We start from the raw sequence: 26,594 nt of genomic DNA, 5'->3' as shown, positions 1-26,594 counted from the left end.
GCACCACCAACCGCACCGTGATGGCGCGCTGCTGCGATGAGACCGTGCAGCCCCAGCGCTTCAACAACCCGTCGACTTGAGCGTTCCTCTCTGAACGCCGGGACGCGGCCCGATTGGCACGCTTCATGCAACTGATTCATCGAGGTCCACAACGGCGTGGGCCTTCAGCCAGCAACTGGCAGGACAAAGGCGTCCGATCCGGTGTGTGCAGCGCGTTGCGCTCATGCATCCGATCGTGACGCCTTTTTTGTTTTCCGCTCGGTCCAGGCCGGGCTTCGGCGGACAGCGGCGCGGGCCGTCCCGCGCGTCATCGGAGATCTTGAATGCACAACGGTTCTCGTGGGTCCAAGGAGGGGTTGATGAGTGCGGAGCGTCGCAGGTTGCTCGCCGCGGGTGCGGCCCTCTCCGGCGTCGGGACGCTGCCCGGCGGGGCGTGGGCCGCCGGGTCGGACAAGCCGGAAAAGCAGGAGGTCCGCATCGGCTTCATTCCGCTGACCGATTGCGCCTCGGTGGTGATGGCGGCCGCGCTGGGCTTCGACAAGAAATACGGCATCAAGATCGTGCCGACCAAGGAGTCCTCCTGGGCCGGCGTGCGCGACAAGCTGGTCAACGGCGAGCTGGACATGGCGCATGTCCTCTACGGCCTGATCTACGGCGTGCACCTCGGCGTGGCCGGTCCGAAGAAGGACATGGCGGTGCTGATGACCCTCAACAACAACGGCCAGGCCATCACCCTGTCGAAGAAGCTGGCCGATGCCGGTGCGACGGATGGGGCCTCGCTGGCCAAGGTCATGCGCACCGACAAGCGCGACTACACGTTCGCCCAGACCTTTCCCACCGGCACCCATGCGATGTGGCTGTATTACTGGCTGGCCGCGGCGGGTGTGAATCCCTTGAAGGAGGCCAAGGTCATCACCGTGCCGCCGCCGCAGATGGTGGCCAACATGCGGGTGGGCAACATGGATGGCTTCTGCGTGGGCGAGCCCTGGAACCATCGCGCGATCATCGATGGCATCGGCATCACCGCGGCCACCACCCAGGACATCTGGAAGGATCATCCCGAGAAGGTGCTCGGCACCACCGGCGACTTCGTGAAGCAGTATCCGAACACCGCCCGCGCCGTGATCATGGCGGTGCTGGAGGCCAGCCGCTGGATCGATGCCAGCCTGTCCAACAAGCAGAAGATGGCCGAGACCATCGCCGACAAGGCCTATGTCAACACCAGCGTCGATGCGATCAACCAGCGCATCCTGGGCCGCTACCAGAACGGCCTGGGCAAGACCTGGGACGACCCGAACTACATGAAGTTCTTCAACGACGGCCAGGTCAATTTCCCCTGGCTGTCCGACGGCATGTGGTTCCTGACTCAGCACAAGCGCTGGGGCCTGATCAAGACCCATCCGGATTACCTGGGCGTGGCGCGCCAGATCAACCAGATCGAGCTCTACAAGCAGGCCGCGTCGGCGCTGGGGGTGAGCGTGCCCAAGGAGAGCCTGCGCAGCACCAAGCTCATCGACGGCGTGGTCTGGGATGGCAAGGACCCCGCGAAGTACGCCGACAGCTTCAAGGTGCGCGGTTGAACGGTCGGGCATGCCCCGTCATCAAAGGAGTTCGACATGGTGAGTGCAGTCTTTCATTCCCCAGGTGACCCGCCGGTGGAACCAGCCGCAGCGGCTGTGGCCGCGTCCGGAGCCACCCCGCGCGACGCCACGGCCGGGCCGGACAGGATCTCGCCCCGGGCCGACCCCGCCAAGGCGCCTCGGGTGCCTGTGGACTGGCGCGCCGTCTGGATGCGGGTGCTGCCGCCGGCGGCCGGCCTGGGCCTGCTGTGGTTGGTGTGGTTCCTCGCGACCTTGAAGGGCGGCGCTTTCCCCACGCCCGGTGCGACCTGGGAGGCGGCGGTCAAGCTGTTCGCCGATCCGTTCTATCGGAACGGGCCGAATGACCAGGGCATTGGATGGAACGTGCTGTATTCGCTGCAGCGCGTCGGAGTGGGCTTCGGGCTGGCCGCGGCTGTTGGCATTCCGCTGGGCTTTGTGATCGGCCGTTTCGAATTCGCCAGCCGCATGCTGTCGCCGTTGATCAGTCTGCTCAAGCCGGTCTCGCCGCTGGCCTGGCTGCCCATCGGGCTGCTGGTGTTCAAGAGCGCCAACCCGGCGGCCATCTGGACCATCTTCATCTGCTCGATCTGGCCGATGGTGGTGAACACCGCGGTGGGCGTGCAGCGGGTGCCGCAGGACTATCTGAATGTGGCCCGGGTGCTGCAGCTGTCCGAGTGGAAGCTGGTGACGCGCATCCTGTTGCCGGCCGTGCTGCCCTACATGCTGACCGGCGTGCGGCTGTCGGTGGGCACCGCGTGGCTGGTGATCGTGGCGGCGGAGATGCTGACCGGCGGCGTGGGCATCGGCTTCTGGGTGTGGGACGAGTGGAACAACCTCAATGTGCAGCACATCATCATCGCGATTTTCGTGATCGGCATCGTCGGCATGCTGCTCGAATGGGTGTTGATCAAATTGATCCCCCCTACCGGTTGATTGGTACCCCCCTACCGGCTGGCGCCGGCCCCCCAGGGGGCGAGCAGCGAGCCCGGCAAAGCCGGATCTCGTTGCTCTGCTGGATATGTCGGCCTTTGGCCTCCTCTCTGGGTGGGTGATGGCCCCCCCTACCGGCTGGCGCCGGCCCCCAGGGGGCGAGCAGCGAGCCCGGCAAAGCCGGATCTCGTTGCTCCGCTGGATATGTCGGCCTTGGGCCTCCTTTTTGAGCGGGGTGACGGCCCCCTACCGGCTGGCGCCGGCCCCCGGGGGCGAGCAGCGAGCTCGGCAAAGCCGGATCTCGTTGCTCCGCTGGATATGTCGGCCTTTGGCCTCTTCTCTGAGCCTCTCTGTCGGTGGGCTTCGGGGGGAGTGGATCGTGTGTCGGCCTTGGGCCGGTTGAAGTGAGGTCACTGTGATGAGCGTTCCTTTCATCCGCATTCAGCAAGCCGAGATGGTGTTCTCGTCACGGCAGGGACGATTCCATGCGCTGCGTGAGATCGATCTCGACATCGATCGAGGCGAGTTCGTGACGCTGATCGGCCATTCCGGCTGCGGCAAGTCGACGCTGCTGAACCTGATCGCTGGGCTGCTGCGGCCAAGCGCCGGCGGACTGCTGTGCGACGGTCGCGAGATCGCCGGGCCCGGGCCCGAGCGCGCGGTCGTGTTCCAGAACCACTCGCTGCTGCCCTGGCTCTCCTGCTTCGACAACGTGCGCCTCGCCGTGGAGTCGGTGTTCGGTCGCCACGAGTCCAGGCACCAATGGGACGCACGCACCGAGGCCGCGCTGCAGCTGGTCGGCATGGGCCACGCCATGTTCAAGCGCCCGCACGAGATCTCCGGTGGCATGAAGCAGCGCGTCGGCATCGCACGCGCCCTGGCGATGGAGCCCAAGGTGCTGTTGATGGACGAACCCTTCGGCGCACTGGATGCGCTCACCCGCGCCCATCTGCAGGACGAGCTGCTGAAGATCGTCGCCAGCACCCAGAGCACCGTCGTCATGGTCACCCATGACGTGGACGAGGCGGTGCTGCTGTCCGACCGGGTGGTGATGATGACCAACGGCCCCGCCGCCACGATCGGCGAGATCCTGAAGGTCCCCCTGCCACGACCCCGCGACCGCGTCGCCCTGGCCGAAGACCTCGGCTATGTGCACGCCCGCAAGGCCGTGATCGACTTCCTCTACACCCGGCATCGCCACAACCAGGCCGCCGCCTGATCCCCGTCGCTCCCCGCCGCCGGCCCGCACGCGCCCGGCGTGGCGGAGCGCTGCCCAAGGAGACCCGCACATGAGCACGACACGGATGAAACTGGTGATGGTGGGCAACGGCATGGCCGGCGTGCGCACGATCGAGGAACTGCTCAAGATCGCGCCCGATCTCTACGACATCACCGTCTTCGGCGCCGAGCCGCATCCCAACTACAACCGCATCCTGCTCAGCCCCGTGCTGGCCGGCGAGCAGACGCTCGACGAGATCATCCTCAATCCGCTGTCCTGGTACGACGAGCACGGCATCCGTCTGCATCTGGGCAAGACCGTGACCGAGATCGATCGCGTGCGCCGCCAGGTGGTGGCCGCCGACGGCACCACCGCCGCCTACGACCGCCTGCTGATCGCCACCGGCTCCAACCCGTTCATCCTGCCCATCCCCGGCAAGGACCTGGCGGGCGTGATCGGCTACCGCGACATCACCGACACCCAAACGATGATCGACGCCGCCACCCGCTATCAGCATGCGGTGGTGATCGGCGGTGGGCTGCTCGGCCTGGAAGCGGCCAACGGACTGATGCGGCGCGGCATGCAGGTCACCGTGGTGCATCTGAACGACTGGCTGATGGAGCGCCAGCTCGATGACCAGGCCGGCGCGCTGTTGCGCCAGTCCTTGCAGGATCGCGGCCTGCGCTTTCGCATGGGCGCCCAGACCGAGGCATTGATCGGCGATGCCGATGGGCGCGTGATGGCCGTCCGCTTCCGCGGCGGCGAGGAGATTCCGGCGGATCTGGTGGTGATGGCCGCGGGCATCCGGCCCAACACCGCGCTGGCGGAGCGCGCCGGCCTGCATTGCCACCGCGGCGTGGTGGTGACCGACACGCTACAGACGGTCACGGATCCCCGCATCTATGCCGTCGGTGAATGTGCCGCCCATCGGGGCATCGCCTATGGGCTGGTGGCGCCGCTGTTCGAGCAGGGCAAGGTCTGCGCGAACCATCTGGCCCAGTTCGGCATCGGGCGCTATCTGGGCAGCCAGACCAGCACCAAGCTCAAGGTCACCGGCATCGATCTGTTTTCCGCCGGCGACTTCATGGGCGGGCCGGGCACGGAAGAGATCGTGATGAGCGATCCCTTCGCCGGTGTCTACAAAAAGCTGGTCATCAAGGAGGACCGATTGGTCGGCGCATGCCTGTATGGCGACACCGTGGACGGCAGCTGGTATTTCAAGCTGCTGCGCGAGGGCCGCCGGATCGCCGACATCCGCGACAAGCTGATGTTTGGCGAGAGCAGCCTCGGCGATGTCGGCCATGAGGGCCACCACAAGGCCGCCGCCATGGCCGACAGCGACGAGGTCTGCGGCTGCAACGGCGTCACCAAGGGCGCCGTCTGCAAGGCGATCAAGGAGAAGGGGTTGTTCACGCTGGAGGAAGTGCGCAAGCACACCAAGGCCAGCGCGTCCTGCGGTTCCTGCACCGGCTTGGTCGAGCAACTGCTGATGTTCACCGCTGGTGGCGACTATTCGGCCACGCCGAAGAAAAAGGCGATCTGCGGCTGCACCGAGCACAGCCATCAGGAAGTGCGCGACGCGATCGTCGACCACCACCTGGTGAGCATGGCCGATCTCTTCCGGCACCTGGACTGGAAGACGCCCAACGGCTGCGCCACCTGCCGCCCGGCGCTGAACTACTACCTGATCTCGACCTGGCCGAAGGAGGCGGTGGATGACCCGCAGTCGCGCCTCATCAACGAGCGCAGCCATGCCAACATCCAGAAGGACGGCACCTATTCGGTGATTCCGCGCATGTGGGGCGGCGAGACCTCGGCCGATGAACTCCGCCGCATCGCCGATGCGGTCGACAAATACCGGATTCCCACGGTGAAGGTCACCGGCGGCCAGCGCATCGATCTGCTGGGTGTGAAGAAGGAGGACCTGGTCAGCGTCTGGAAAGACATCGGCATGCCCAGCGGCCATGCGTATGCGAAGGCGCTGCGGACGGTGAAGACCTGTGTCGGCTCCGAGTGGTGCCGCATGGGCACGCAGGACAGCACCCAGATGGGCAAGGACCTGGAGCGCGCGATGTGGCGCATGTATGCGCCGCACAAGGTGAAGTTCGCGGTCAGCGGCTGCCCGCGCAACTGCGCAGAGGCGGGCATCAAGGACGTCGGCATCATCGGCGTCGACTCCGGCTGGGAGATGGTGATTGCGGGCAACGGCGGCATCAAGACCGAGGTCGCCCAGTTCTTCACCAAGCTCAAGACCGCCGACGAGGTGCTGGAGTACACCGGCGCCTTCATGCAGCTCTATCGCAAGGAAGGCTGGTACCTGGAGCGCACCGTCCATTACGTGGCGCGTGTGGGCCTGGACCATGTGAAGCGTCGCATCCTGGAGGACCACGAGGGGCGCAAGGCGCTGTGGGCCGAGCTGCAGTTCGCGCTCGATGGCGAGCCTGATCCGTGGTTCGAGTTCAGCAAGGCTCAGGTCGACCTGCGGCAGTTCGAGGCCTTGTCGCCGCCAGCGCCGGCTGCCGGCGCGCAGACGGCGCCCTCCCTCCCTGTCCGCGTCAACGTTTGAGGTCCGCCATGCCGAACTGGATTGCTGTGTGCATGCTCTCCGACATTCCCGTGCTGGGATCGCGGCGTGTCGCCCGCGACAGAGGGCCTCAGGTCGCGTTGTTCCGGACCGCCGACGACCGTGTCCATGCGCTGCTGGATCGTTGCCCTCACAAGGCGGGGCCGCTCAGCCAGGGCATCGTGTTCGGTGATGCGGTGGCCTGTCCGCTGCACAACTGGACGATCGCGCTGGACACCGGCTGCGCCCGCGAACCGGATGACGGCCGGACCCCGGTGTTCCAGGTAAAGCTCGAGGAGGGTCAGGTGATGCTCGACCGAGACGAGCTGGACACCGTCGGCATCGACCTCCCGCCGGTGGCGGCGGGGCCCTGCACCCGTGCCACCTGCTGACGTGAGGCCCGTCGTCCGATGACCATGCCCGTCGTTCGCACCACACGCTCCACCTGCCCCTACTGCGGCGTCGGCTGCGGAGTGCTCATCGACAGCGAGGGCACGGGTGCCGAGGCCCGCATCACCGGCGTGCGGGGCGATCCGGCGCATCCCGCCAATGCGGGGCGGCTGTGCACCAAGGGCTCGACGCTGCACCTCACCGCGACGCCCGGCGTGCGGCAGCGGCAGCGCTACCTGAATCCCGCCTGGCGCGCCGCCCGCGGCGAACCACTGCAGCCAAGCGACTGGGAAACGACCCACCGACAGGTCGCCGATCGGCTGTTGGCCCTGCGCGCGGCGCACGGGCCCGACGCCATCGGCTTCTACATCTCCGGCCAGTTGCTGACCGAGGACTATCACGCCTTCAACAAGCTCGCGCGCGGGTTGGTCGGCACCAACCACATCGACAGCAACTCCCGGCTGTGCATGAGCGCCGCGGTGGCCGGCTACAAGCAATCGCTGGGGGCGGATGCGCCACCCACCTGCTACGAGGACCTGGAGCAGGCCGACTGCCTGTTCATCGCCGGCGCCAACACCGCCTGGGCGCATCCGATCCTGTTCCGCCGCATCGAGGCGGCACGGGCGCAGCGACCGGGCATGAAGATCATCGTGGTCGACCCACGCCGCACCGAAACGGCCGAGTTCGCCGACCTGCATCTGGCGCTCAAGCCCGGCACCGATGTGGCGCTGTTCCACGGCATGCTGCACGCCTGCATCTGGGAGGGTTGGATCGACAGCGCCTTCATCGAGCGCCATACCGCCGGGTTCGAGGCGCTCAAAGCACTCGTCCGCACCATGACGCCGGCGGAATCGGCCCGGCTGACGGGGCTGGCGGAGTCCGAGATCCTGCAGGCCGCGCAGTGGTTCGCCCAGTCGCGGGCGGCGCTGTCGCTCTACTGCATGGGCCTGAACCAGAGCAGCAGCGGCACGGCCAAGAACACGGCGCTGATCAATCTGCATCTCGCCACCGGTCAGATCGGGCGGCCGGGCGCCGGGCCGTTCTCTCTCACCGGACAGCCCAATGCGATGGGCGGCCGCGAGACCGGCGGTATGGCGACCTTGCTGCCCGGGCATCGGGATCCGGCGGATGCCGCGCACCGCCAGGAGGTGGCCGACCTGTGGGGCGTGCCGCACTTGCCGGACCGGCCGGGAAAGACGGCGATCGAGATGTTCCAGGCGGCGGCCCGCGGCGAGATCAAGGCGCTGTGGATCGCATGCACCAACCCCGCTCAGTCGCTGCCCGACCAGGCCTTGGTGCGCGCCGCGCTGGCCCGCTGCGAGTTCGTCATCCTGCAGGAGGCGTTCTCCGGCACCGAGACGGCCGCGTTTGCCGATGTGATCCTGCCCGCAGCGACCTGGGCCGAGAAGGACGGCACCGTCACCAACAGCGAACGGTGCATCAGCCGGGTGCGCGCGGCGTTGGCGCCGGTGGGCGAGGCGCGGGCGGATTGGTGCATCGTGCGGGACATCGCCCGGCGCATGGCCCTCACGCTGCGGCCCGAGGGGCCGGATCTGTTTGCCTGGGACGGACCGGAGGACCTCTGGATGGAACACCGCGAGGCGACCCGTGGACGAGACCTGGACATCACCGGTCTCAGCTATCCGATGCTCGACCAATCCCCAAGGCAGTGGCCCTGGCCGGAAGGGGCCACCGCCGCCACTGCACGGCTGTATGAAGACGGCCGCTTCGCCCATGCGGATGGGCGGGCACGGTTCATCGCCAAGCCCTTCATGCCGACGGCCGAGACCCAGGACGCCCGCTACCCGATCGCGCTCAGCACCGGTCGGCTGCGCGATCAGTGGCATGGCATGAGCCGCACCGGCACGGTGGCCTCCCTGTTCGCCGGTGAACCCGCCCCGTTGCTGCGCATGCATCCGGCGGACATGGTCCGACGTCGGCTAGAAACCGGATCGCTGGTGCGGGTCCAATCGCGCCGCGGCGCGCTCATCGTGGCCCTGGGCGCGGATGAGCAGGTGGGCCTGCAACGCGCTTGGTTGCCGATGCACTGGGGCAGTGAGTTCTTGGGCGGTCGCGGCCTGCTGGGTATCAATGCGCTGACGCAGCCGGCATTCTGCCCGGACGCGCGCCAACCCGAGCTCAAGTTCGCCGCCGTGTCGGTGGAGGCGGTGGATCTGCCATGGCGAATCGTGGGGGCGGCCTGGGTGCCGCCCGGAGAAGCCGTCATCCTGCGGAGTCAACTGCGCGCACTGATGGCCGAGGCGGACTACGCCTGCTGTCTGCCAGTACCCACGCCCGTGAACGCGAGTGCGACGGCGACGGCGAACGCCAAGGCCAAGGCCAACGACAACGACAACGACAACGACAACGACAACGACAACGCAGTTGCGACCACGCCGGACGAGCGCGAGGGCTGGAGCCTTGAACTGGCCTTCGCCGAGCCCCCGCCCGCATCGCTGGTGATGGCGTTGTCCACGGTGCTGGGACTGACCGGCAGTGGTGTGCTGCGTTATGCCGACGGTCGACGCGGTCGCAGTCGCGCGCTTCGACTGGAGGGTGAGGGCGATCAGGCCTGTCTGCAGGCGCTGTTGCGCATCGGGGAAGGCCGCGAGGCGGCGTGGCTGGACGCCCTCTGGCGGGAACGCACGCCCGTGGCGCCGTTCGGCCGTCGCCTGCTGGCACCGGACTCGGCGCAGTCGCTGCCCCATCTCAGCCCTCAGGTCTGCAACTGCTTCAACCTGCGCGAGGACGCGATCCGGGCCTGCCTGCAGCGGTCACCGGTCGGCACCGATGAGGCGCAGCGCCTGGCCGCACTTCAGGCCGAGCTGCATTGCGGCACCCAGTGCGGTTCCTGCCTGCCGGCACTGCGGCGCCTGGTGCGCCTAGCTGCGCCGTCACCGTCACCATTGCCGTTGCCGTCGCCTTTGAACCCGTCCCCGACATCGGATCTGCCAGCGAAGGAGTCTTCATGAACCTCATCGATGCCAAGCTGAATGCGCCGCCGGGCGCGATGCGGGGGCCGGTCGAGCAGGGTGGGGCCGGAGGGCCGATCGTGTCGTTGGTGGGAGCTGGGCCAGGGGATCCCGAGTTGCTGACGGTGCGCGCGCTCAGGCGTTTGCAGCAGGCGGAGGTGGTGCTGACGGATGACCTGGTGGATGCGCGGGTGCTGGCCTGCCTGCCGCCGTCCGCCCGCGTGCTGCGTGTGGGCAAGCGCGGGGGCTGTGTCTCGACCGAGCAGCGCTTCATCCATGAGCTGATGATCCGTGAGGCCCGCGCCGGGGCGCGGGTGGTGCGGCTGAAGGGGGGCGATCCGTTTGTCTTTGGTCGCGGCGGAGAGGAAGTCGATGCGCTGCGGGAGGCTGGCATCGAGGTGGAGGTGATCAACGGACTGTCCGCCGGGCTCGCGGGGCCGGCTGCGGTCGGCGTGCCGGTAACCGATCGTCGTTGCACGCCGGGCGTGGCCTTGGTGACCGGGCACAACGGCGAGCACGGCCAGGCGCCGGACTGGACGGCCCTGGCCAGGAGCCGATTGACGCTGGTGGTCTACATGGGCCTGGCGCGGGCGTCGTCGATTGCGCAGTCGCTTCAGGACGGCGGGCTGGCGGCCGACACGCCGGCGGCGGTGATCAGTGCGGCGCATACGCTGCATCAGCGGGCGTGCTTCACCACACTGAGCGACCTGGCGGCCACCATCGAACGGGAGGGGCTGCAGAGCCCGGCGCTGCTGGTGATTGGTGAGGTGGTGGCGTTGTCGGCGCAGTGGCGGCAGTCGCTGGGTCTGGCGGCGTGGCCGTGCGCAGATCCGCACGCCGCGTCGGCAGGTCTGGGTATGAATGTCGGGCAGGCGTAGCGGCCCGGGAGCAACGACCGGGCGTTCGGCATCCGTGTGTCACCGCAAAACGGTGCCGCTGCGCATCAGCCGGCCGGCGCCGGTCTGCCGGCGTGCGCCGGCGTGAGGCGACGCGTCCGGGAAGGGCAGTGCAAGGCTCATGGAGAGGCTCCGAAACAGCGGGAGCCATGCAGGTTAAAACGGCCTCGGCTCATCGGACTTGCGCGAACTCACGAGCATCTGACAACTCCGCCCCCGAAGTGTTTCAGAACGTCTCCCAGTCGTCACCCGGGGCGCTGCTGGCGCTGGGCACCTTGGACGCCGAAGACGATGACGCGGACGAAGTCGAGGGCGCCGCAGCATCGGTCGACATCGAGGGCCTCGGCGCGGACGTCGCCTTGGCTTTGAGACCGCTTGCCCCGAGCCCACTCGTGGCGCGGGACGCCGCCGGCTTCGCGGACGACATCGGTTTGGCGGCGGTCGCGCCCGCCTTCGCAACCGGACGGGAGGCTGCCTTGACCGGCGCGGTGGAGGCCCTCGTCGTTGACGGTCTCATCGGAGACGTCGACGCCTTGGAGGCCGACGAAAAGCGCGACGCTGAGCCGCTCGATGCGGACGTCGCGGCGGCACGCGTCGCGGTCGCGGTCATTGACGCGGGCGTGCCGCTCGATGCCGCCAGTCCGATGCCGGCCGGTGTCGAGCCTTCGTCGAGGCGGAATCGCGCCACCAGGGCCGTCAGCTTGCTGGCCTGATCGCTCAGTGATTCGGCCGCCGCCGCCGATTGCTCCACCAGTGCCGCGTTCTGCTGGGTCATCTGATCCAGTTGCGCGACCGAGCCGTTGACGCTGCCGATGCCTTGGCTCTGCTCCACCGTGCTGGCGCTGATCTCGCTGATGATGTCCGACACCCGCTGCACGCTGGCCACGATCTCGTTCATCGTGGCGCCCGCATCGCGGACCTGCTGCGAACCGGTTTCGACCTTGGTGACGCTGTCGCCGATCAGGGACTTGATCTCCTTGGCCGCCTCGGCGCTGCGCTGGGCCAGTGCCCGCACCTCGCTGGCCACCACCGCAAACCCGCGACCCTGTTCACCGGCACGTGCCGCTTCCACCGCCGCATTCAGCGCCAGGATGTTGGTCTGGAAGGCGATGCCGTCGATCACGCCGATGATGTCGTTGATGCGCTTGGCGCTGGCATCGATCTCGTTCATCGTGCCCACCACCTCGCCCACCGCCGCGCCGCCGCGTCGGGCGACCTCGGCCGCCGTGCCGGCCAATTGGTTGGCGGTGCGGGCGCTGTCGGCGCTCTGGGTGACGGTGCCGGTCAGCTGCGACAGCGACGAGGCCGCCTGCTGCAGATTCGACGCGGTCTGTTCGGTGCGATGGCTCAGGTCGGTGTTGCCGGTGGCGATCTCCAGACTGGCGGTCTGCATGCTGTCCACGCTGGTGCGGAACTCACGGATCACGCCGCGCAAGGACGCCTTCATCTGCGCCAGCGCCCGTTGCACATCGCCGATCTCGTCGCCGCGCGGCTGCACGCCGTCGTCGCTCAGGTCGCCCTGGCCGATGCGTTCCGCCTGCCCCACCAATTGCTTGAGCGGGCTGGAAATGGTGCGCACGAAATAGAGGGTCGCCAGCGCCAGCAGGCCGACGATCAACGACATCACGCCCGCCACGCCCCAGACGGTGCGCATCCGCTCGGCGCCGGCTGCCTCGCGCAGCGCGCTGGACTTGTCCTGCTGAAGCTTGATGAAGTCCTGCTGCGCGGTCAGGTACTGCTCGATCGCCGGCACCACCTTCTGGCTCAGCGCGGCACGGGCGGCGTCGACCTGGCCCGCGGTCTTGAGCTTGCTGGCTTCGTTGCGCGCGGCGATGTAGGCTTGCCGACGCTCCGCGATGCGGGTCATCGCGGCCTTGTCGGCCTCGTCCTCGGCCAGGGCTTCCAGTTGCTTCTGGATCCCGGAGATGGTCTCGGTGGTGCGGGCAATGTCGGCCTTCAGCGCGTCTGCCACGCTGTTGTCGCCGGCGGCCAGGCCGCCTTGGACCCGGCTGGCATTGGCTTCGGTGAGGCCGCGCCATCGCAGCGCCAGTTCGAAGCGCTGCTGCTGCTTTTCCTGCGTGGTCTGGGCCACGGCCAGCAAGGCGCGGGTGCGCGACGCGGCACCGAGGGACATCACGAGGGTCATCGCAGCCATCACGACGACGGGGATCCAGAGGCGGGTAGCGATCGAGAAGGTCATGGGCGCATGTCCTTGGCAGGGGTCCGTCGTCAGGCCGCCCCGGTGTGGTGCGCCGGCAAACCGGCGGGGTGGGGGACCCTTCCTAATTCGGCCCATCCTCGCACCGTCTTGAGGAGAAACACTGCTAACCTGCCGCCTGTCACAGCGCAGTCGCGTGAATTCATGAGCTTTTTGGCGATCGATATCGGCAACACCCGCCTGAAATGGGCCCTTTATGCGGCACCCCAGCCGGGCAGCCCCATGCTCGCTCACGGCGCGCAATTCCTCGAGAACATCGAAAAATTGTCCGAGCATGACTGGGCGTCGCTGCCGGTCACGCCCGGCAGTCTGCTGGGTTGCAACGTCGCCGGCGACGGCGTGCGTCACCGGGTGGAAGAGCAACTGGAGGAATGGGACCTGGAGCCCCGCTGGGTGGCCTCCACGGCGCAGGCCGGTGGCGTCGTCAATGGCTATGACCACCCGACCCGCCTGGGGACCGATCGCTTCGTGGCCCTGATCGGTGCGCGCCAACATGTGCTGGCCCGTATGCACGGCCATGCGCCGCGGCCGGCGCTGGTGGTGATGGTGGGGACTGCGGTGACGGTCGATGCGCTCGACGCCGACGGCCGCTTCCTCGGCGGCCTGATCCTGCCCGGCCACGGCATCATGCTCCGCGCCCTGGAAGGCGGCACCGCCGGTCTGCGGGTGCCCACCGGCGAGGTGCGCGAATTCCCGACCAACACCTCCGATGCGCTCACCAGCGGCGGCAACTATGCGATCACCGGCGCCATCGAACGCATGCATCGTCACCTGGTGAAGCGCTGCGGTCAGGAGCCGGTCACGCTGATGACCGGCGGTGCGGGCTGGAAGGTGTCGCCGTCCCTGGACATTCCGCATGAGCTGATCGATTCGCTCATCTTCGACGGGTTGTTGTCCCTACAGGCGCATCGACTGGCGTTGTAGCCCCCTGGATGCAGGGACTGTTGCGAGGACCCCCAAGTCCTCGCTGCCGGTGGCAACTGGTTGCAGTCCTGCGACGTGACGTCGGGAAGAATCCGTCGGGTCCTCTCTGCACGACGTCGACGCCCGGTGCGCGACGCAGCCCGTCCATGATGTTGTGTTCCCGCCGCCCTGTCCGTGACGTCGCCCCGTGCGTGGCCGCACAGGTGACGCCTTGAGGCCCGCGAGACGGCCGCCGCGCGATCACGCGGGTCGGCCTCAGGCCACGCCGCCCTGCGGGCCGGTTCAGCGGACTGCGCTCAGGCCCAGGTCTCGCGCAGTACGGCGCGAAACAGCTCGGACAGCAGCGGCTCGACCTCAGGCCGAGGCTCCTGCTTCGGCGGCTCGACCAGTTCCAGGCGGTCCAGCTCCCGCTCGATGAAGGCCTGGATCGGCGCGATCTGGGGCGACAGGCCCAGCTCCGGCGTCGCCTGTTTCAGCCCGATCAGGTCGTTGATGGCCGAGCGCAGGCCGGGTTCCTTGTCGATCGTCTCCAGCAACCGCTGGAACTCGATCGGCGCCGGACGCTGGTAGCGCTCCAGCCACCGGACCGACAGCAGCGGGCGCAGCACGTAGAAATACTTCTTCAGCGGCACCTGGTCGGCCTGCAGATAGCCGCGGAAGTTGGTCTTGGCCATGCTGCGGTAGTGGTACATGCCGCGTTCCACCGAGTACACGGTGGGCAGCAAGGCCAGCGCCCGCCGATGGAAGCTGCTGTTCTTCTCGTAGACGATGGGCGATTGCACCCACTCGACGAAGCCGGGATTGGAGCGCCAGAACAGCCGCAGCGCCTTGCGCAGGTCCCAGCCGTTGATGTCCATCTCGTCGACGATCGGATATTCGATGACGTCGCGTTTCTCCTCCAGCCCCACCGACAAATACCAGTCGGGCGGATTCACATAGATGAAACGGGCGTCGTAATCGCTGTTGGGCGAGGCAAATCCCCAGGCACGGCTGCCGGACTCGACTGCCAGCAGAACCTTCACTTGATGCTCGGTTTCAGCCCGGCGCAGGCGGGCATGGACTTCTCGGCGGGTGGCGTCGTCAATCATGGGGACTCGGAGTCAGACAGACAGGGGAGCGGGACGTGAGCGGCGCCACTGTATGCATTTCCCAAGAAACGCCCATAGAAAAAACGCCGGGGTGAACCCCCGGCGTTGCGGTTTTAGCGACGAAATACGCGCTCCGGGTGCGCTTCAGGCGCACCCCGAATGCGCTCAGAGGATGAAACGGCTCAGGTCTTCGTTCTGCGCCAGCGCCCCCAGCTTGTCATCCACCGCCTGGCCGTCCAGGGTGATGGTCTGGCCTGCGTGCTTGTGAGCATCGAAACTGATCTCGTCCAGCAGCCGTTCCAGCACCGTCGACAGGCGCCGGGCGCCGATGTTCTCGGTGCGTTCGTTCACCTCGAAGGCGATCTGGGCCAGTCGACGAATGCCGTCGGTGCTCAGTTCCAACGTCAGCCCCTCGGTGGCCAGCAGGGCCTGGTATTGCTTGACCAGGCTGGCATGGGTGCTGGAGAGAATCGCCTCGAAATCCGCCACCGACAGCGACTTCAGCTCCACCCGGATCGGGAAGCGGCCCTGCAGCTCCGGGATCAGGTCGCTGGGCTTGCTGAGGTGGAAGGCGCCGGAGGCGATGAACAGGATGTGATCGGTCTTCACCATGCCGTACTTGGTGTTGACCGTGGTGCCTTCGACCAGCGGCAGCAGGTCGCGCTGCACGCCCTGACGCGACACATCGGCGCCGCCGTGCTCGGCGCGGCTGGCGACCTTGTCGATCTCGTCGATGAAGACGATGCCGTTCTCCTGCGCATGGGCGAGGGCGGAGGTCTTGATCTCGTCCTCATTGACCAGCTTGGCGGCTTCCTCGTCGACCAGCAGCTTCATCGCCTCGCCGATCTTGATCTTGCGCGCCTTGCGCCGGGTCTGGCCCATTTGCGAGAACAGGCCCTTGAGCTGCTCGGCCATCTCCTCCATGCCCTGCGGGCCGAGGATCTCCATCGACGGCTTGGGCTCGGCGAGTTCGAGCTCGATCTCCTTGTCGTCCATCACGCCTTCGCGCAGCCGCTTGCGCATCACCTGGCGTGCGGTGTTGTCACCGCTGGCGGCGCCCGCACTCGTGCCGGTGCTGTCGGCGGGCGTGAAGCCGGTGGTGCGCGGCGGCGGGACCAGGGCATCGAGGATGCGTTCCTCGGCGGCGTCCTCGGCGCGGGTGCGCTGCAGCCGCATCTGACGCTCGCGTTCCTGCTTCACCGCGATGTCGACCAGGTCGCGCACGATGCTGTCCACATCCTTGCCCACATAACCGACCTCGGTGAACTTGGTCGCTTCCACCTTGATGAAAGGCGCATCGGCCAGCTTGGCCAGCCGGCGGGCGATCTCGGTCTTGCCCACGCCGGTCGGGCCGATCATGAGGATGTTCTTGGGCGTGATCTCGCCGCGCAGCTTCTCATCCACCTGCTGACGGCGCCAGCGATTGCGCAGCGCAATCGCGACCGCGCGCTTGGCATCGGCCTGGCCGACGATGTGGCGGTCCAGTTCAGAGACGATTTCCTGAGGGGTCATGCTGCTCATGCGGAGGCTCCGAGGGCCGGCAGTTCCGGCTGTTCTTCCAGCGTTTCGATGGTGTGGTTGCCGTTGGTGTAGATGCAGATCTCGCCGGCAATGACCAGCGACTGCTTGACGATGTCGACGGCGCTCAGCGCACTGTGATTGAGCAGTGCCTTGGCGGCCGCCTGCGCATACGCGCCGCCGGATCCGATCGCCACGATGCCCTGTTCCGGCTCCAGCACATCGCCGTTGCCGGTGATGATCAGCGAGGCGCTGTGGTCGGCGACCGCCAGCATCGCTTCCAGCCGGCGCAGCACCCGATCGGTCCGCCAGTCACGCGTCAGCTCGACGGCCGCGCGCACCAGATGCCCCTGGTGCTTTTCCAGCTTGGACTCGAAGCGCTCGAACAGGGTGAAGGCATCGGCGGTGGCGCCGGCAAAGCCCGCCAGCACCTGGTTCTTGTAGAGCTTGCGCACCTTGCGGGCCGTCGATTTGACGACGATGGTGCCCAGCGTCACCTGACCGTCGCCCCCGATGGCGACCTGGTTGCCGCGGCGCACGCTGACGATGGTGGTGCCGTGGTACGGCGGCAAGGGGGAGGATTCGTGAGACATGGTCGTCCTGATCGTCATGAAGTCAGCACGTGGGCCCTGTGAGGCAAATCACAAGGTTTCCCAGATGCGGAAAAGTCTGAGGGTTGCACACGCCAATGCAAACGGGGCCATGCGAATGGCCCCGTTCTTCGGTAGGTCTTGATCGTCGGCGACTCAGACGTGCCGCACCTTCACCCGGGCATGCTCGTTGATGCCCATCGCGCCGAAGAACAGCGCGACCAGCCGATGCGCATCGGTGAATTGCACCGCACGGTTCTCGCTGCGACGTGCCAGCACCCAGTTCAGCAGATCGCCTGCGGCCATGAAGTCCAGCCGGATCAGCTTCGGACAGGCGATGCTCACCAAGGTCGCCGCTTCCAGCTGCTCGGTCATCAGGTTGAGTGTCTCGCTGATGTCGCCGCTCAACTGGCCGGAGAGCTCCATCTGCGCCGCGGTGCTCAGTGCGTCGGTGATGGTGGACTCGAGGAAGGCGATGCCGGTGTCCATCGCCGCCGGTTGAACCGTCGGCGTGGGGGAGCTGGTCGACAGGCCGTTGCCGCTGACGCGGACATGGCATTCGGCCTTTTCCCAGGACGGCGGTGAGACCTCGTAGGTCACGCAGTAGTCGATGGCCACCTCGTCGAACTGGTCCGGGCGATTGGCCAGACGCAGCGCTTCCAGGCGCAGCATCCAGTTCACAGGGTCGGCGTCACGGGCTCCCACGGGGGCCTGGTCGCGCAGCACCTGGAAGAAGTGGTCGCCGGCCAGCCAGCGCAGGTCCAGCGCCTGCGGTGCCCAGGCGCGGAACACCTCGCGCAGTCGTGCACAGGCTTCCGGATCGATCTGGCGCAGGTTCTGCCAGTCCATCACCCAGGGCAGCGGCTGGTTCTCGCAGCGGCTGCGCATCTGCAGCACCGCGTCGACATCCAGGTAGTCCGGGCTGCTCCAGCTCACCGTGTTGGCCTTGCCTCGCGGGGCGCGCTCCTGCTGCACGGCCTCGGCCACCAGCTTGGGCAGCGAGAACCATTGCGGCGAGGACAGGCCGAACTGCTGGGCATAGTCGTTGGCCAGGTGCTCGAACTTGCCTTGCTGGCCGGTGGCACGGTAGAGGTCGAACAGCACCAGCCAGGTTTCGGCATGCTCATGGCGCGAGCCACCCGCACGGGTCAGGTCGGCCAGGCTCCGCTCGCAGTGCTCGTAGTCGCCGTTGGCGAACGCGATGACCGCCTCGTCCAGCTCGGCGTCATGCACCACCTCGTTGACTTCCACCTGGTTCGGATCCTCGACCCGGAAGTTCAGCGTGGGAATGGCCTGCTTGAGCTCGGGAATCGCCGCGGACGGGGCCAGCGGCGCCGACGGGGCGGAGGACAGCGGGGACAGCCCGCCGCGAACCGACGCGCGAGCGGGCGCGAGATCGATGCGGTCCAGCGGCGCGGGCGAGGTGTAGTCGGTGACACGTCCGCCAACGCCGTCGGTCGGCGAAAAGTTCACCGGGCGGGTGCTGGTCTCGAAGAACGCGGGCGGATGCTGGCCCTGCACCTGGGTCGGAACGAAGCCTTCGCCGACCATCTGCTGCTCGATCTGGTCGATCTTGGCCTTGACCACGCCGCTGGCCTCGGCCCGATTGGTGCCGCTGATCTCGCTGATGCGGCCCAGCTCGTCAATGCCGGAGGTGGCGTGGCCGCCGAGCGCCGCCAGTTGCTCGGGCGTCAGGCCTTCGCGTCGGATGCGGCGCAGCATGTCGAGCTCGCGCTTGCGCACGAAGTCGTTGCGGCGCTTGCGCTCCACCATGGCGCGCAGTTCCGCCTTGGCGGCATCCGCCTCGGGATCGTCCTGGCGGGAGTTGATCTCCGCCCAGTCGGTCGTCGGGTTGGCGACGAAGCGCGCCACCTTGCGGAAGAAGCTCTCGCCGTCTTTGGGGTCGGTCATGCTGTCGATGGCGGTTCTCGCTGGCGGTTGAGGGTTGCGGGGCCGGTCGAGCTCAGTCGCCGAACATCTTCTGCTTCAACTCACGGCGCTGTTGCGCTTCGAGCGACAGCGTGGCGGTCGGACGGGCGATCAGTCGGCCCAGGCCGATCGGTTCGCCGGTTTCGTCGCAGTAGCCGTATTCGCCGGAATCCAGCCGGCCCAGCGACTGCATGATCTTCTTGAGCAGCTTGCGCTCTCGGTCGCGGGTGCGCAGCTCCAGGGCATGCTCTTCCTCGATGGTGGCGCGGTCGGCCGGATCGGGAACGATGGAGGTGTCCTCGCGCAGGTGCTCGGTGGTCTCACCGGCGTTGGACAGGATGTCTTCCTTGAGCTGCGTGAGCTTGGCGCGGAAGAACTCCACCTGCTTGTCATTCATGTACTCGGTGTCCGGCATCGCCATGACTTCGGCGTCTGTCAGTTCGGCACCGGACTTGTTTTTCCAGGCGGAGGCTAGTTTGGGATCGGGCTTCACGGCGGGGTTCGAGTTGGTTGAAGTGGGGGTGGCACGGCGGACGGGAGCGTCCAGCGTGGCGACCGTGGTGTCGGGGTGGTCCGCCGCGAGGGTTGCCTCGGGATCTGCGGCCGCGGGCTTGGCGGCTTTGCCACTCGCCTTGGGCGCAGCGGACTTGGAGGCCGGGGTCTTGCTCACGTTCACTCTCCTAGCGGCTCTTTATACCTGCTTGCGGTGCGGGACGGTGCGGCGCCCGGCGGGGTTCGAGCGCGGCGGATTGTAGCCACCTCCGTCGCGCACCGATTCGGTCAGCGAGTGTGTCACTAAGCCAGGCAGCCTTCCAGCCCCTGCATCAGGATGTCTTTGGGCAGATCGATGCCGATGAACACCATCTTGCTGATCTTCTCTTCACCGGGCATCCATTTCGGGCCCAGATCCGAGCCCATCAGCTGGTGCACACCCTGGAAGATGACCTTCTTGTCAGTGCCGTTCATGTTCAGCACGCCCTTGTAACGAAGCATCTTGGGGCCGTAGACCTGCACGATAGCGCCCAGGAAGTCTTCCAGCTTGGCCGGGTTGAACGGACGATCCGAGCGAAAGACGAAGGATTTCACATCATCGTCATGGTGATGATGATGCGGATGGTCGCAATGCTCGCCATGTTCATGGTCGTGGTCATGGCTGTGCGCGTGACCGTGGTCATGCCCATGATCGTGCCCGTGGTCGTGGCTGTGATTGTCGGCGGTCAGGAAATCGGGGTCGATTTCGAGCTTGGCGTTCAGGTTGAAGCCGCGCAGGTCGAACACGTCCTTGATCGGCACCTCACCGAAGTGCACCCGCTGCTGGGGCGCCCGCGGGTTCATGTGCTTGAGGCGGTGGGTCAGGGCCTGGACCGTGGCGTCGTCGACCAGATCGGTCTTGCTGAGGAAGATCTGATCCGCGAAACCGACCTGCCGGCGCGCTTCCTGGCGGGTGTTGAGCTGCTCGTCGGCATGCTTGACGTCCACCAGGGTGAGGATGGAATCCAGCAGGAAGGTCTCGGCGATCTCGTCGTCCATGAAGAAGGTCTGGGCGACCGGGCCCGGATCGGCCAGGCCGGTGGTTTCGATCACGACCCGCTCGAAATCCAGTTCGCCCTTGCGGCGGCGGGCTGCCAGGTCGGCCAGCGTGGTGCGCAGGTCTTCGCGGATGGTGCAGCACACACAGCCGTTGCTCAGCTGGATGATCTGTTCCTGGGTCTCGCTGACCAGGATGTCGTTGTCGATGTTCTCTTCGCCGAACTCGTTCTCGATCACCGCGATCTTCTGGCCATGGGTCTCAGTGAGCACGCGCTTGAGCAACGTGGTCTTGCCCGAGCCCAGGAAGCCGGTGAGGATGGTGGCGGGAATCAGGGTCGGGGCGCCCGGGGCGCCGGTGGAAGCGGTGGACATGTTGAAAAGCCGTTCTGTGGCGTCTGGCGTCGCACCGGGCCTGGCGGGCCGTCCGCGACATGAAAGGAAAGTGAAAACCGGGCGGGACAGTCCGCAGCCCGCGTCAAGCCGAGGGCCTGGCAGATGGGGGCGAAACACTGTGGTTCAAGCGAATTTCAATGTCAATCGGTTATTCTGGCGCCTCATCAACGACGGCACACACTGCAGTGTCTGAACCTCAGCCTAGTCGGCCCGCCAAACATGGCGGGCGTGGCCATGATCATCGCGGTCTCCTGGACCGCGTCCTGGAATTTCTACATCCCGGCCCGGATTCCACCAGCGAGCTGATCGAAACCCTGGCCGAAGCGGAAGAGCGCGAACTCATCGCGCCCGAATCGCGCCAGATGCTCGAGGGCGTCCTGCGGATGGCCGAACTCAGCGCCGGCGATGTGATGGTCGCCGCGCCGCGCATGGACCTGCTGGACATCCACGCCAGCGTCGACGAATTGCTGGCCAATGTCATCGACACCGGCCATTCGCGCTTTCCCGTCCATGACGGTCAGCGCGACAACATCATCGGCATTTTGCTGGCCAAGGACCTGCTCAAGCTCCAGCGCGCCCCGGAACTGAATGTGCGCGCCCTGTTGCGCCCGGCAGTTTTCGTGCCTGAGAGCAAGGGCCTGAACGAGTTGCTGCGGGATTTCCGCTCCAACCGCAACCATCTGGCCATCGTGATCGACGAATTCGGCAACACCGCGGGGCTGATCACCATCGAGGATGTGCTGGAGGAGATCGTCGGCGAGATCGAGGACGAATTCGACGCCGATGTCGGTGCGGGCGATGCCGGCATCTACACCCTGGCCGACGGCAGCTACCGCGTGGCCGGCGATGCGGACATCGCCGCGGTCAACGAGGTGTTCGGCATTGCGCTGTCCCAGGAGGATTTCGACACCATCGGCGGCATGGTCGCGCATGAGCATGGTCGTGTGCCCCGGCGGGGCGAGACGGTGGAGATCGGCGGCCTGCGCTTCGCGGTGATGATCAATCGCGGCGGCGCGGTGCGCTGGTTCAAGGTCACCCGGGCGCCGGCGTCCGAGGCCGACGACAGCACCGGCTGATGCGGGGGTTCAGGCGCGGTACGTCCGCAACCCCGGCGGCGGCGTCCCGGTTCGAGGGGTCGATCCTGGCGCGTGCGCTGCGGCACCCGCTGCTCGCGCTGCTCGCCGGCGTGCTGCACACCGCGGCGTTTTCGCCCAGTCCGGCCTGGTGGCTGCAGCCGTTGGCCCTGGCGTGGCTGATGGCCGCTGCCATGGCGGTGCGGCCTCGTCGCGCGGCGTTGCTGGGGGCGATGTTCGGCATCGGCTGGCTGGCGTCCGGCCTGTGGTGGCTCTACATCAGCATGCACGACTTCGGCCACCTGCCTGCGGCCGTGTCGGCGCTGGCCGTGCTGCTGCTGGCGGCCTTCCTTTCCCTGTATTACGCCCTGGGTCTCGGTCTGGCGGCGCGCCTGCAGGGGCCGCGCTGGACCCGCGCGCTGGCCTTCGCCGCCCTCTGGCTCGCGGCCGAGCTGGCGCGCGCCACCCTGCTCACCGGCTTTCCCTGGATCGCGAGCGGCTATGCGCATGCGCAAGGCCCGCTGGCCGTGTTCGCGCCCTGGATCGGCGTGTACGGCATTGCCGCGCTGGCGGCGCTGCTGGCGGCCGCGCTGGCGGCGCGCTGCTGGCCGCTCCTGGGCGGAACCGTCGCGCTGGTGCTGCTGGGGCAGTTCCTGCCGCAGGACTTCACCCGCGACGCCGGCGAGCTGAAGGTGTCGCTGGTCCAGCCCAACATCGCCCAGGACCAGAAGTTCGACCGCGACCGCTTCAATGACAACCTGGCGCAACTGACGTCGCTGATCGAGGCGTCACGCGGGCAACTGGTGATCACGCCCGAGTCGGTCCTCCCGTTGCCGCTGGCCTGGTTGGACGAGGACCATGTCGCACGGCTGCAGCGCGATGCCGAGCAGCGCCCGCTGCTGCTGGGCACCTTCCTTGGCAGTGAGTCGCAGGGATTCGTCAATTCCCTGGTGGCGCTGGGCACGGCACAACCCTATGACTACGGCAAGCGGCATCTGCTGCCCTTCGGCGAGTTCATCCCGCCGGGCTTTCACTGGTTCGTCCGGGCGATGAACATCCCGATGGACGACCAGGCCCGTGGCGCGCACCAGCGGTCGCTGGTGCTGGGCGGTCAGCGTCTGCGCCCGCTGATCTGCTATGAGGATCTGTTCGGTGAGGATGTGGTGGCCAGCGCGCTGGATGACGGCGAGGCCGCGGCGACCGTGTTCGTCAATGTCAGCAATCTGGCCTGGTTCGGGCCGCGCATGGTGCAGGACCAGCATCTGCAGTTCTCCCAGATGCGGGCGCTGGAGTTCCAGCGTCCGATCGTCCGGGCGACCAACACCGGCGCCACCGCCCATGTCGACCACCGCGGCCAGGTGCTGGCGCGTCTGCCGGCGGAACAGGCGGGCGTGCTGGAGGTGACCGTGCAGGGCCGTCGCGGCGTCACACCGTATGCCCGCTGGCTGGCTGCGGCCGGCCTGTGGCCGCTCTGGGCGCTGGTGCTGTTGGGCGTGGCACCGGCGCTGGTGGCGCGGCGCCGGCTGCGGGGCTGAGGCATCGCCCGGCCCCACGCCCCGTCGGCCCCTGTCCCGTTCATCCCGTTCGAAGGCCCCGTCAGAACGCCTTTGCCCTCTTAGAATCGGGCGTTTTCCCCCAACGCCTGACCCACGGACCGACGCCCCATGCTGACTTTCCAGCAATTGATTCTTCGCCTGCAGGACTACTGGTCTCGTCAGGGCTGCGCCTTGCTGCAGCCCTATGACATGGAGGTCGGCGCCGGCACCAGCCACACCGCCACCTTCCTGCGCGCGCTCGGTCCCGAGCCGTGGAAGGCGGCCTATGTGCAGCCCAGCCGCCGTCCCAAGGACGGCCGCTATGGCGAGAATCCCAACCGGCTGCAGCACTACTACCAGTTCCAGGTCGTGCTCAAGCCCGCGCCGGCCAACATCCTGGAGCTGTACCTGGGGTCGCTGGAGGCACTCGGCTTCGATCTGAAGAAGAACGATGTCCGCTTTGTCGAGGACGATTGGGAGAATCCCACCCTCGGCTGCTGGGGCCTGGGCTGGGAGGTCTGGCTCAACGGCATGGAGGTGACCCAGTTCACCTACTTCCAGCAGGTGGGCGGCATCGACTGCAAGCCGATCACCGGCGAGATCACCTACGGCCTGGAACGGCTGGCGATGTATCTGCAGGGCAAGGAGTCGGTGTATGACCTGGTCTATGCGGACGGCCTGACCTATGGCGATGTCTTCCATCAGAACGAGGTGGAGCAGTCGACCTACAACTTCGAGTTCAGCGACGTCGACTTCCTGCTGCAGGCCTTCGGCGCCTATGAAAAGCAGTCCAAGCTGCTGATGGAGCAGCAGCTCGCCTTGCCCGCTTATGAGCAACTGCTCAAGGCCGGTCACACCTTCAACCTGCTGGATGCCCGCGGCGCGATCAGCGTGACCGAACGGGCCGCCTACATCGGCCGCATCCGCAACCTGGCGCGCGCCGTGGCGCAGAGCTATGTCGACAGCCGTGCGCGGCTCGGCTTCCCGATGGCGCCGAAGGATTGGGCAGATGAAGTGATCGCGCAGATCGACAAGAAGAACGCCGACAAGGGCGACAAGAAGGCGGCCTGAGACATGAGCATGAGCAACCACAACCTTCTCGTTGAACTGTTTGTCGAGGAACTGCCGCCCAAGGCGCTGAAGAAGCTCGGCGAAGCCTTCGCCACCGTGTTGAGCGACAGCCTGAAGTCCCAAGGCCTGGTCGCTGCGGACGCCGCCGTGACCGCCTTCGCCACGCCGCGCCGCCTGGCGGTGCATGTGGCCGATGTGGCCGCCAAGGCCGCCGATCGCGCGGTCCAGCAAAAGCTGATGCCGGTGGCCGTGGCGCTGGACGCTGCCGGCCAGCCGACCCCCGCGCTGCTGAAGAAGCTGGCGTCGGTGGGCGCGGATGCCTCGGTCGTGCCGCAGCTCAAGCGCGCACCGGACGGCAAGGCCGAAGCGCTGTTCCTGGACACCGTCGTGGCCGGCGCCTCGCTGGCCGAAGGCCTGCAGAAGGCGTTGGACGACGCCCTGGGCAAGCTGCCGATCCCCAAGGTGATGACCTATCAACTGGCCGACGGCTGGAGCGACGTCAAGTTCGTCCGTCCCGCCCACGGTCTGGTGGCCCTGCACGGCGAGGCGGTGGTGAACCTGTCCGCCCTGGGCCTGACCGCGGGCCGCACCACCCGTGGCCATCGCTTCGAGAGCAAGGTCGACACCATCACCCTGCGGCATGCCGACACCTACGAGCAGCAGCTCCGTGAGGAAGGCGCCGTGATCGCCTCCTTCGAGCGCCGCCGCGCGGAGATCGTCCGCCAGTTGCAGGCCCAGGCCGAACCGCTGGGCCTGACGCCGATCGATGCGCCCGAGCTGCTGGACGAGGTCTGCGCGCTGGTCGAGCTGCCGAATGTGCTGTCCTGCCAATTCGAGCCCGAATTCCTGGCGGTGCCGCAGGAATGCCTGATCCTGACGATGAAGGCCAACCAGAAGTACTTCCCGCTCCTGGATGGTCACGGCAAGCTGACCCATCGCTTCCTGCTGGTCAGCAACATCCATCCGGACGATGCCGGCAAAGTGGTCGAAGGCAATGAGCGCGTGGTGCGCCCGCGCCTGGCCGACGCCAAGTTCTTCTTCGACCAGGATCGCAAGAAGCCGCTGGCCGACCGTGTCGCCGGTCTGGGCAAGGTGGTCTATCACGGCAAGCTCGGCAGCCAGGGCGAGCGCAGCGAACGGGTCCGGGCGATTGCGCACGGCATCGTCAATCAGCTGCGCATGGCCACGCTGCCCTACACCGTCGAGGCCAAGGACGAGTTCGATGTGCTGGACAGCAAGGTCAAGGAAGCGTCCACGCTGGCCAAGGCCGACCTGCTGACCGACATGGTGGGCGAGTTCCCCGAGCTGCAGGGCATCATGGGGGGCTACTACGCCCGCCATGAAGGCCTGCGCGACGGCGTGGCCATCGCCATCGAAGACCACTACAAGCCGCGCTTTGCTGGCGATGCGCTGCCGCGCAACCACACCGGCACGGTGGTCGCCCTGGCGGACAAGCTGGAAACCCTGATCGGCCTGTTCGGCATCGGCCAATTGCCCACCGGCGACAAGGACCCCTTCGCGCTGCGCCGCCACGCGCTGGGCGTGATCCGCATCCTGGTCGAGAAGCACCTGCCGCTGGACCTGCCGGCGCTGATCGAGGCCGCGCTGCCTGCCTTCGGTGAGCTGATCCAGAACCCGACGGCGGCGCTGCTGAGCTTCTTCGCCGACCGCCTGGCGGTCAGCCTGCGGGACCAGGGCTACAGCGCCCAGGAGGTCGATGCGGTGCTGGCCCTGTCGCCGACGCGGCTGGGCGATGTGCCGCGCCGTCTGGAGGCGGTGCGGGCCTTCGCCGCGCTGCCGGAGTCGGCCTCGCTGGCGGCGGCGAACAAGCGGGTCGGCAACATCCTCAAGAAGATCGAGGGCGCGCTGCCGACCGAGGTCAAGACCGAGCTGCTGGTCGAGCCCGCCGAACAGGCGCTGGCGCAGGCCCTGAAGGCGGCGAAGCCGCAGGCCGACGCCCTGTTCGAGCGGCACGACTACGCCGGTTCGCTGAAGACGCTGGCCGCGCTGAAGGCACCGGTGGATGCCTTCTTCGACGATGTGATGGTCAATGCCGACGACGCCGCGTTGCGCGCCAATCGCCAGGCGCTGCTCAAGCAGCTTCACGAGGCGATGAACCGCGTGGCCGACCTGTCCCGGCTGGCGGTTTGACCG

The 26,594-nt window shown here is 67.2% G+C and carries 19 protein-coding genes; 12 read left to right on the top strand and 7 right to left on the bottom strand.

Annotated elements, in window-relative coordinates; translation table 11 throughout:
• The first annotated feature begins 359 nt into the window (after window positions 1-359).
• The 7 genes from N4261_RS23395 to cobA all read left to right on the top strand — a co-directional run bounded on the left by N4261_RS23395 (window position 360) and on the right by cobA (window position 10,553).
• Window positions 360-1,580 carry a CmpA/NrtA family ABC transporter substrate-binding protein gene (locus N4261_RS23395; RefSeq protein WP_261757643.1) on the top strand — a complete coding sequence of 407 codons (1,221 nt, stop codon included), beginning with the start codon at window positions 360-362 and terminating at the stop codon, window positions 1,578-1,580.
• A 36-nt stretch (window positions 1,581-1,616) separates the two neighbouring features.
• Window positions 1,617-2,534 (top strand): nitrate ABC transporter permease, encoded by a 918-nt coding sequence (gene ntrB / locus N4261_RS23390; protein WP_261757642.1) that lies wholly within the window; start codon window positions 1,617-1,619, stop codon window positions 2,532-2,534.
• A 415-nt stretch (window positions 2,535-2,949) separates the two neighbouring features.
• Window positions 2,950-3,750 (top strand): ABC transporter ATP-binding protein, encoded by an 801-nt coding sequence (locus N4261_RS23385; protein WP_261757641.1) that lies wholly within the window; start codon window positions 2,950-2,952, stop codon window positions 3,748-3,750.
• Between the two features lie 70 nt (window positions 3,751-3,820).
• Window positions 3,821-6,316, top strand: a complete 2,496-nt coding sequence (gene nirB, locus N4261_RS23380; RefSeq protein WP_261757640.1) for a nitrite reductase large subunit NirB — start codon at window positions 3,821-3,823, stop codon at window positions 6,314-6,316.
• 8 nt (window positions 6,317-6,324) lie between these two features.
• Complete coding sequence (gene nirD, locus N4261_RS23375; protein ID WP_261757638.1) at window positions 6,325-6,705, top strand: nitrite reductase small subunit NirD; 381 nt, start codon at window positions 6,325-6,327, stop codon at window positions 6,703-6,705.
• A gap of 18 nt (window positions 6,706-6,723) precedes the next feature.
• Window positions 6,724-9,675, top strand: a complete 2,952-nt coding sequence (locus N4261_RS23370) for a nitrate reductase (protein ID WP_435531974.1) — start codon at window positions 6,724-6,726, stop codon at window positions 9,673-9,675.
• Window positions 9,672-10,553, top strand: coding sequence for a uroporphyrinogen-III C-methyltransferase (gene cobA / locus N4261_RS23365; protein ID WP_261757637.1), 882 nt, complete (start codon window positions 9,672-9,674; stop codon window positions 10,551-10,553). Before N4261_RS23370 ends, cobA begins: the two co-directional genes overlap by 4 nt.
• Before the next feature lie 244 nt (window positions 10,554-10,797).
• On the opposite strand, the gene N4261_RS26115 is transcribed toward cobA, so the two are convergent.
• The gene (locus N4261_RS26115; protein WP_290428840.1) at window positions 10,798-12,771 is read right to left on the bottom strand and encodes a methyl-accepting chemotaxis protein; all 1,974 of its coding nucleotides are present in this window, start codon (window positions 12,769-12,771) and stop codon (window positions 10,798-10,800) included.
• A gap of 162 nt (window positions 12,772-12,933) precedes the next feature.
• On the opposite strand from N4261_RS26115, the gene N4261_RS23350 reads away from it, so the two are divergent.
• Window positions 12,934-13,713, top strand: coding sequence for a type III pantothenate kinase (locus N4261_RS23350; protein ID WP_261757636.1), 780 nt, complete (start codon window positions 12,934-12,936; stop codon window positions 13,711-13,713).
• Between the two features lie 296 nt (window positions 13,714-14,009).
• On the opposite strand, the gene N4261_RS23345 is transcribed toward N4261_RS23350, so the two are convergent.
• The 6 genes from N4261_RS23345 to N4261_RS23320 all read right to left on the bottom strand — a co-directional run bounded on the left by N4261_RS23345 (window position 14,010) and on the right by N4261_RS23320 (window position 20,740).
• Window positions 14,010-14,801 carry a nucleotidyltransferase domain-containing protein gene (locus N4261_RS23345; protein WP_261757635.1) on the bottom strand — a complete coding sequence of 264 codons (792 nt, stop codon included), beginning with the start codon at window positions 14,799-14,801 and terminating at the stop codon, window positions 14,010-14,012.
• 165 nt (window positions 14,802-14,966) lie between these two features.
• Entirely contained in the window at window positions 14,967-16,322 is a 1,356-nt protein-coding gene (gene hslU / locus N4261_RS23340; protein ID WP_261757634.1) for an ATP-dependent protease ATPase subunit HslU, read from the bottom strand.
• Complete coding sequence (hslV, locus tag N4261_RS23335; RefSeq protein WP_261760832.1) at window positions 16,319-16,891, bottom strand: ATP-dependent protease subunit HslV; 573 nt, start codon at window positions 16,889-16,891, stop codon at window positions 16,319-16,321. The genes hslU and hslV overlap by 4 nt, the downstream gene beginning before the upstream one ends.
• 174 nt (window positions 16,892-17,065) lie before the next feature.
• Window positions 17,066-18,820, bottom strand: coding sequence for a hypothetical protein (locus N4261_RS23330; protein WP_261757633.1), 1,755 nt, complete (start codon window positions 18,818-18,820; stop codon window positions 17,066-17,068).
• Window positions 18,821-18,872: 52 nt separating this feature from the next.
• Window positions 18,873-19,508, bottom strand: a complete 636-nt coding sequence (dksA, locus tag N4261_RS23325; RefSeq protein WP_261757632.1) for an RNA polymerase-binding protein DksA — start codon at window positions 19,506-19,508, stop codon at window positions 18,873-18,875.
• A 125-nt stretch (window positions 19,509-19,633) separates the two neighbouring features.
• Window positions 19,634-20,740: a CobW family GTP-binding protein gene (locus N4261_RS23320; protein WP_261757631.1), complete on the bottom strand. Its 1,107-nt coding sequence runs from the start codon at window positions 20,738-20,740 to the stop codon at window positions 19,634-19,636.
• A 206-nt stretch (window positions 20,741-20,946) separates the two neighbouring features.
• Between N4261_RS23320 and N4261_RS23315 the strand changes: the two genes are divergently transcribed.
• The 4 genes from N4261_RS23315 to glyS all read left to right on the top strand — a co-directional run bounded on the left by N4261_RS23315 (window position 20,947) and on the right by glyS (window position 26,591).
• Window positions 20,947-21,837 carry a CorC family transporter gene (locus N4261_RS23315; RefSeq protein ID WP_261757630.1) on the top strand — a complete coding sequence of 297 codons (891 nt, stop codon included), beginning with the start codon at window positions 20,947-20,949 and terminating at the stop codon, window positions 21,835-21,837.
• Window positions 21,837-23,369, top strand: coding sequence for an apolipoprotein N-acyltransferase (gene lnt, locus N4261_RS23310; protein WP_261757629.1), 1,533 nt, complete (start codon window positions 21,837-21,839; stop codon window positions 23,367-23,369). The genes N4261_RS23315 and lnt overlap by 1 nt, the downstream gene beginning before the upstream one ends.
• Before the next feature lie 129 nt (window positions 23,370-23,498).
• Window positions 23,499-24,440, top strand: coding sequence for a glycine--tRNA ligase subunit alpha (gene glyQ / locus N4261_RS23305; protein ID WP_261757628.1), 942 nt, complete (start codon window positions 23,499-23,501; stop codon window positions 24,438-24,440).
• Between the two features lie 9 nt (window positions 24,441-24,449).
• Window positions 24,450-26,591 (top strand): glycine--tRNA ligase subunit beta, encoded by a 2,142-nt coding sequence (gene glyS, locus N4261_RS23300; protein ID WP_261757627.1) that lies wholly within the window; start codon window positions 24,450-24,452, stop codon window positions 26,589-26,591.
• Window positions 26,592-26,594 lie beyond the last annotated feature (3 nt).

Source organism: Roseateles amylovorans, from assembly GCF_025398155.2.
Taxonomy (GTDB): domain Bacteria; phylum Pseudomonadota; class Gammaproteobacteria; order Burkholderiales; family Burkholderiaceae_C; genus Roseateles; species Roseateles amylovorans.
This window is presented reverse-complemented; position numbering and strand designations above follow the sequence as displayed.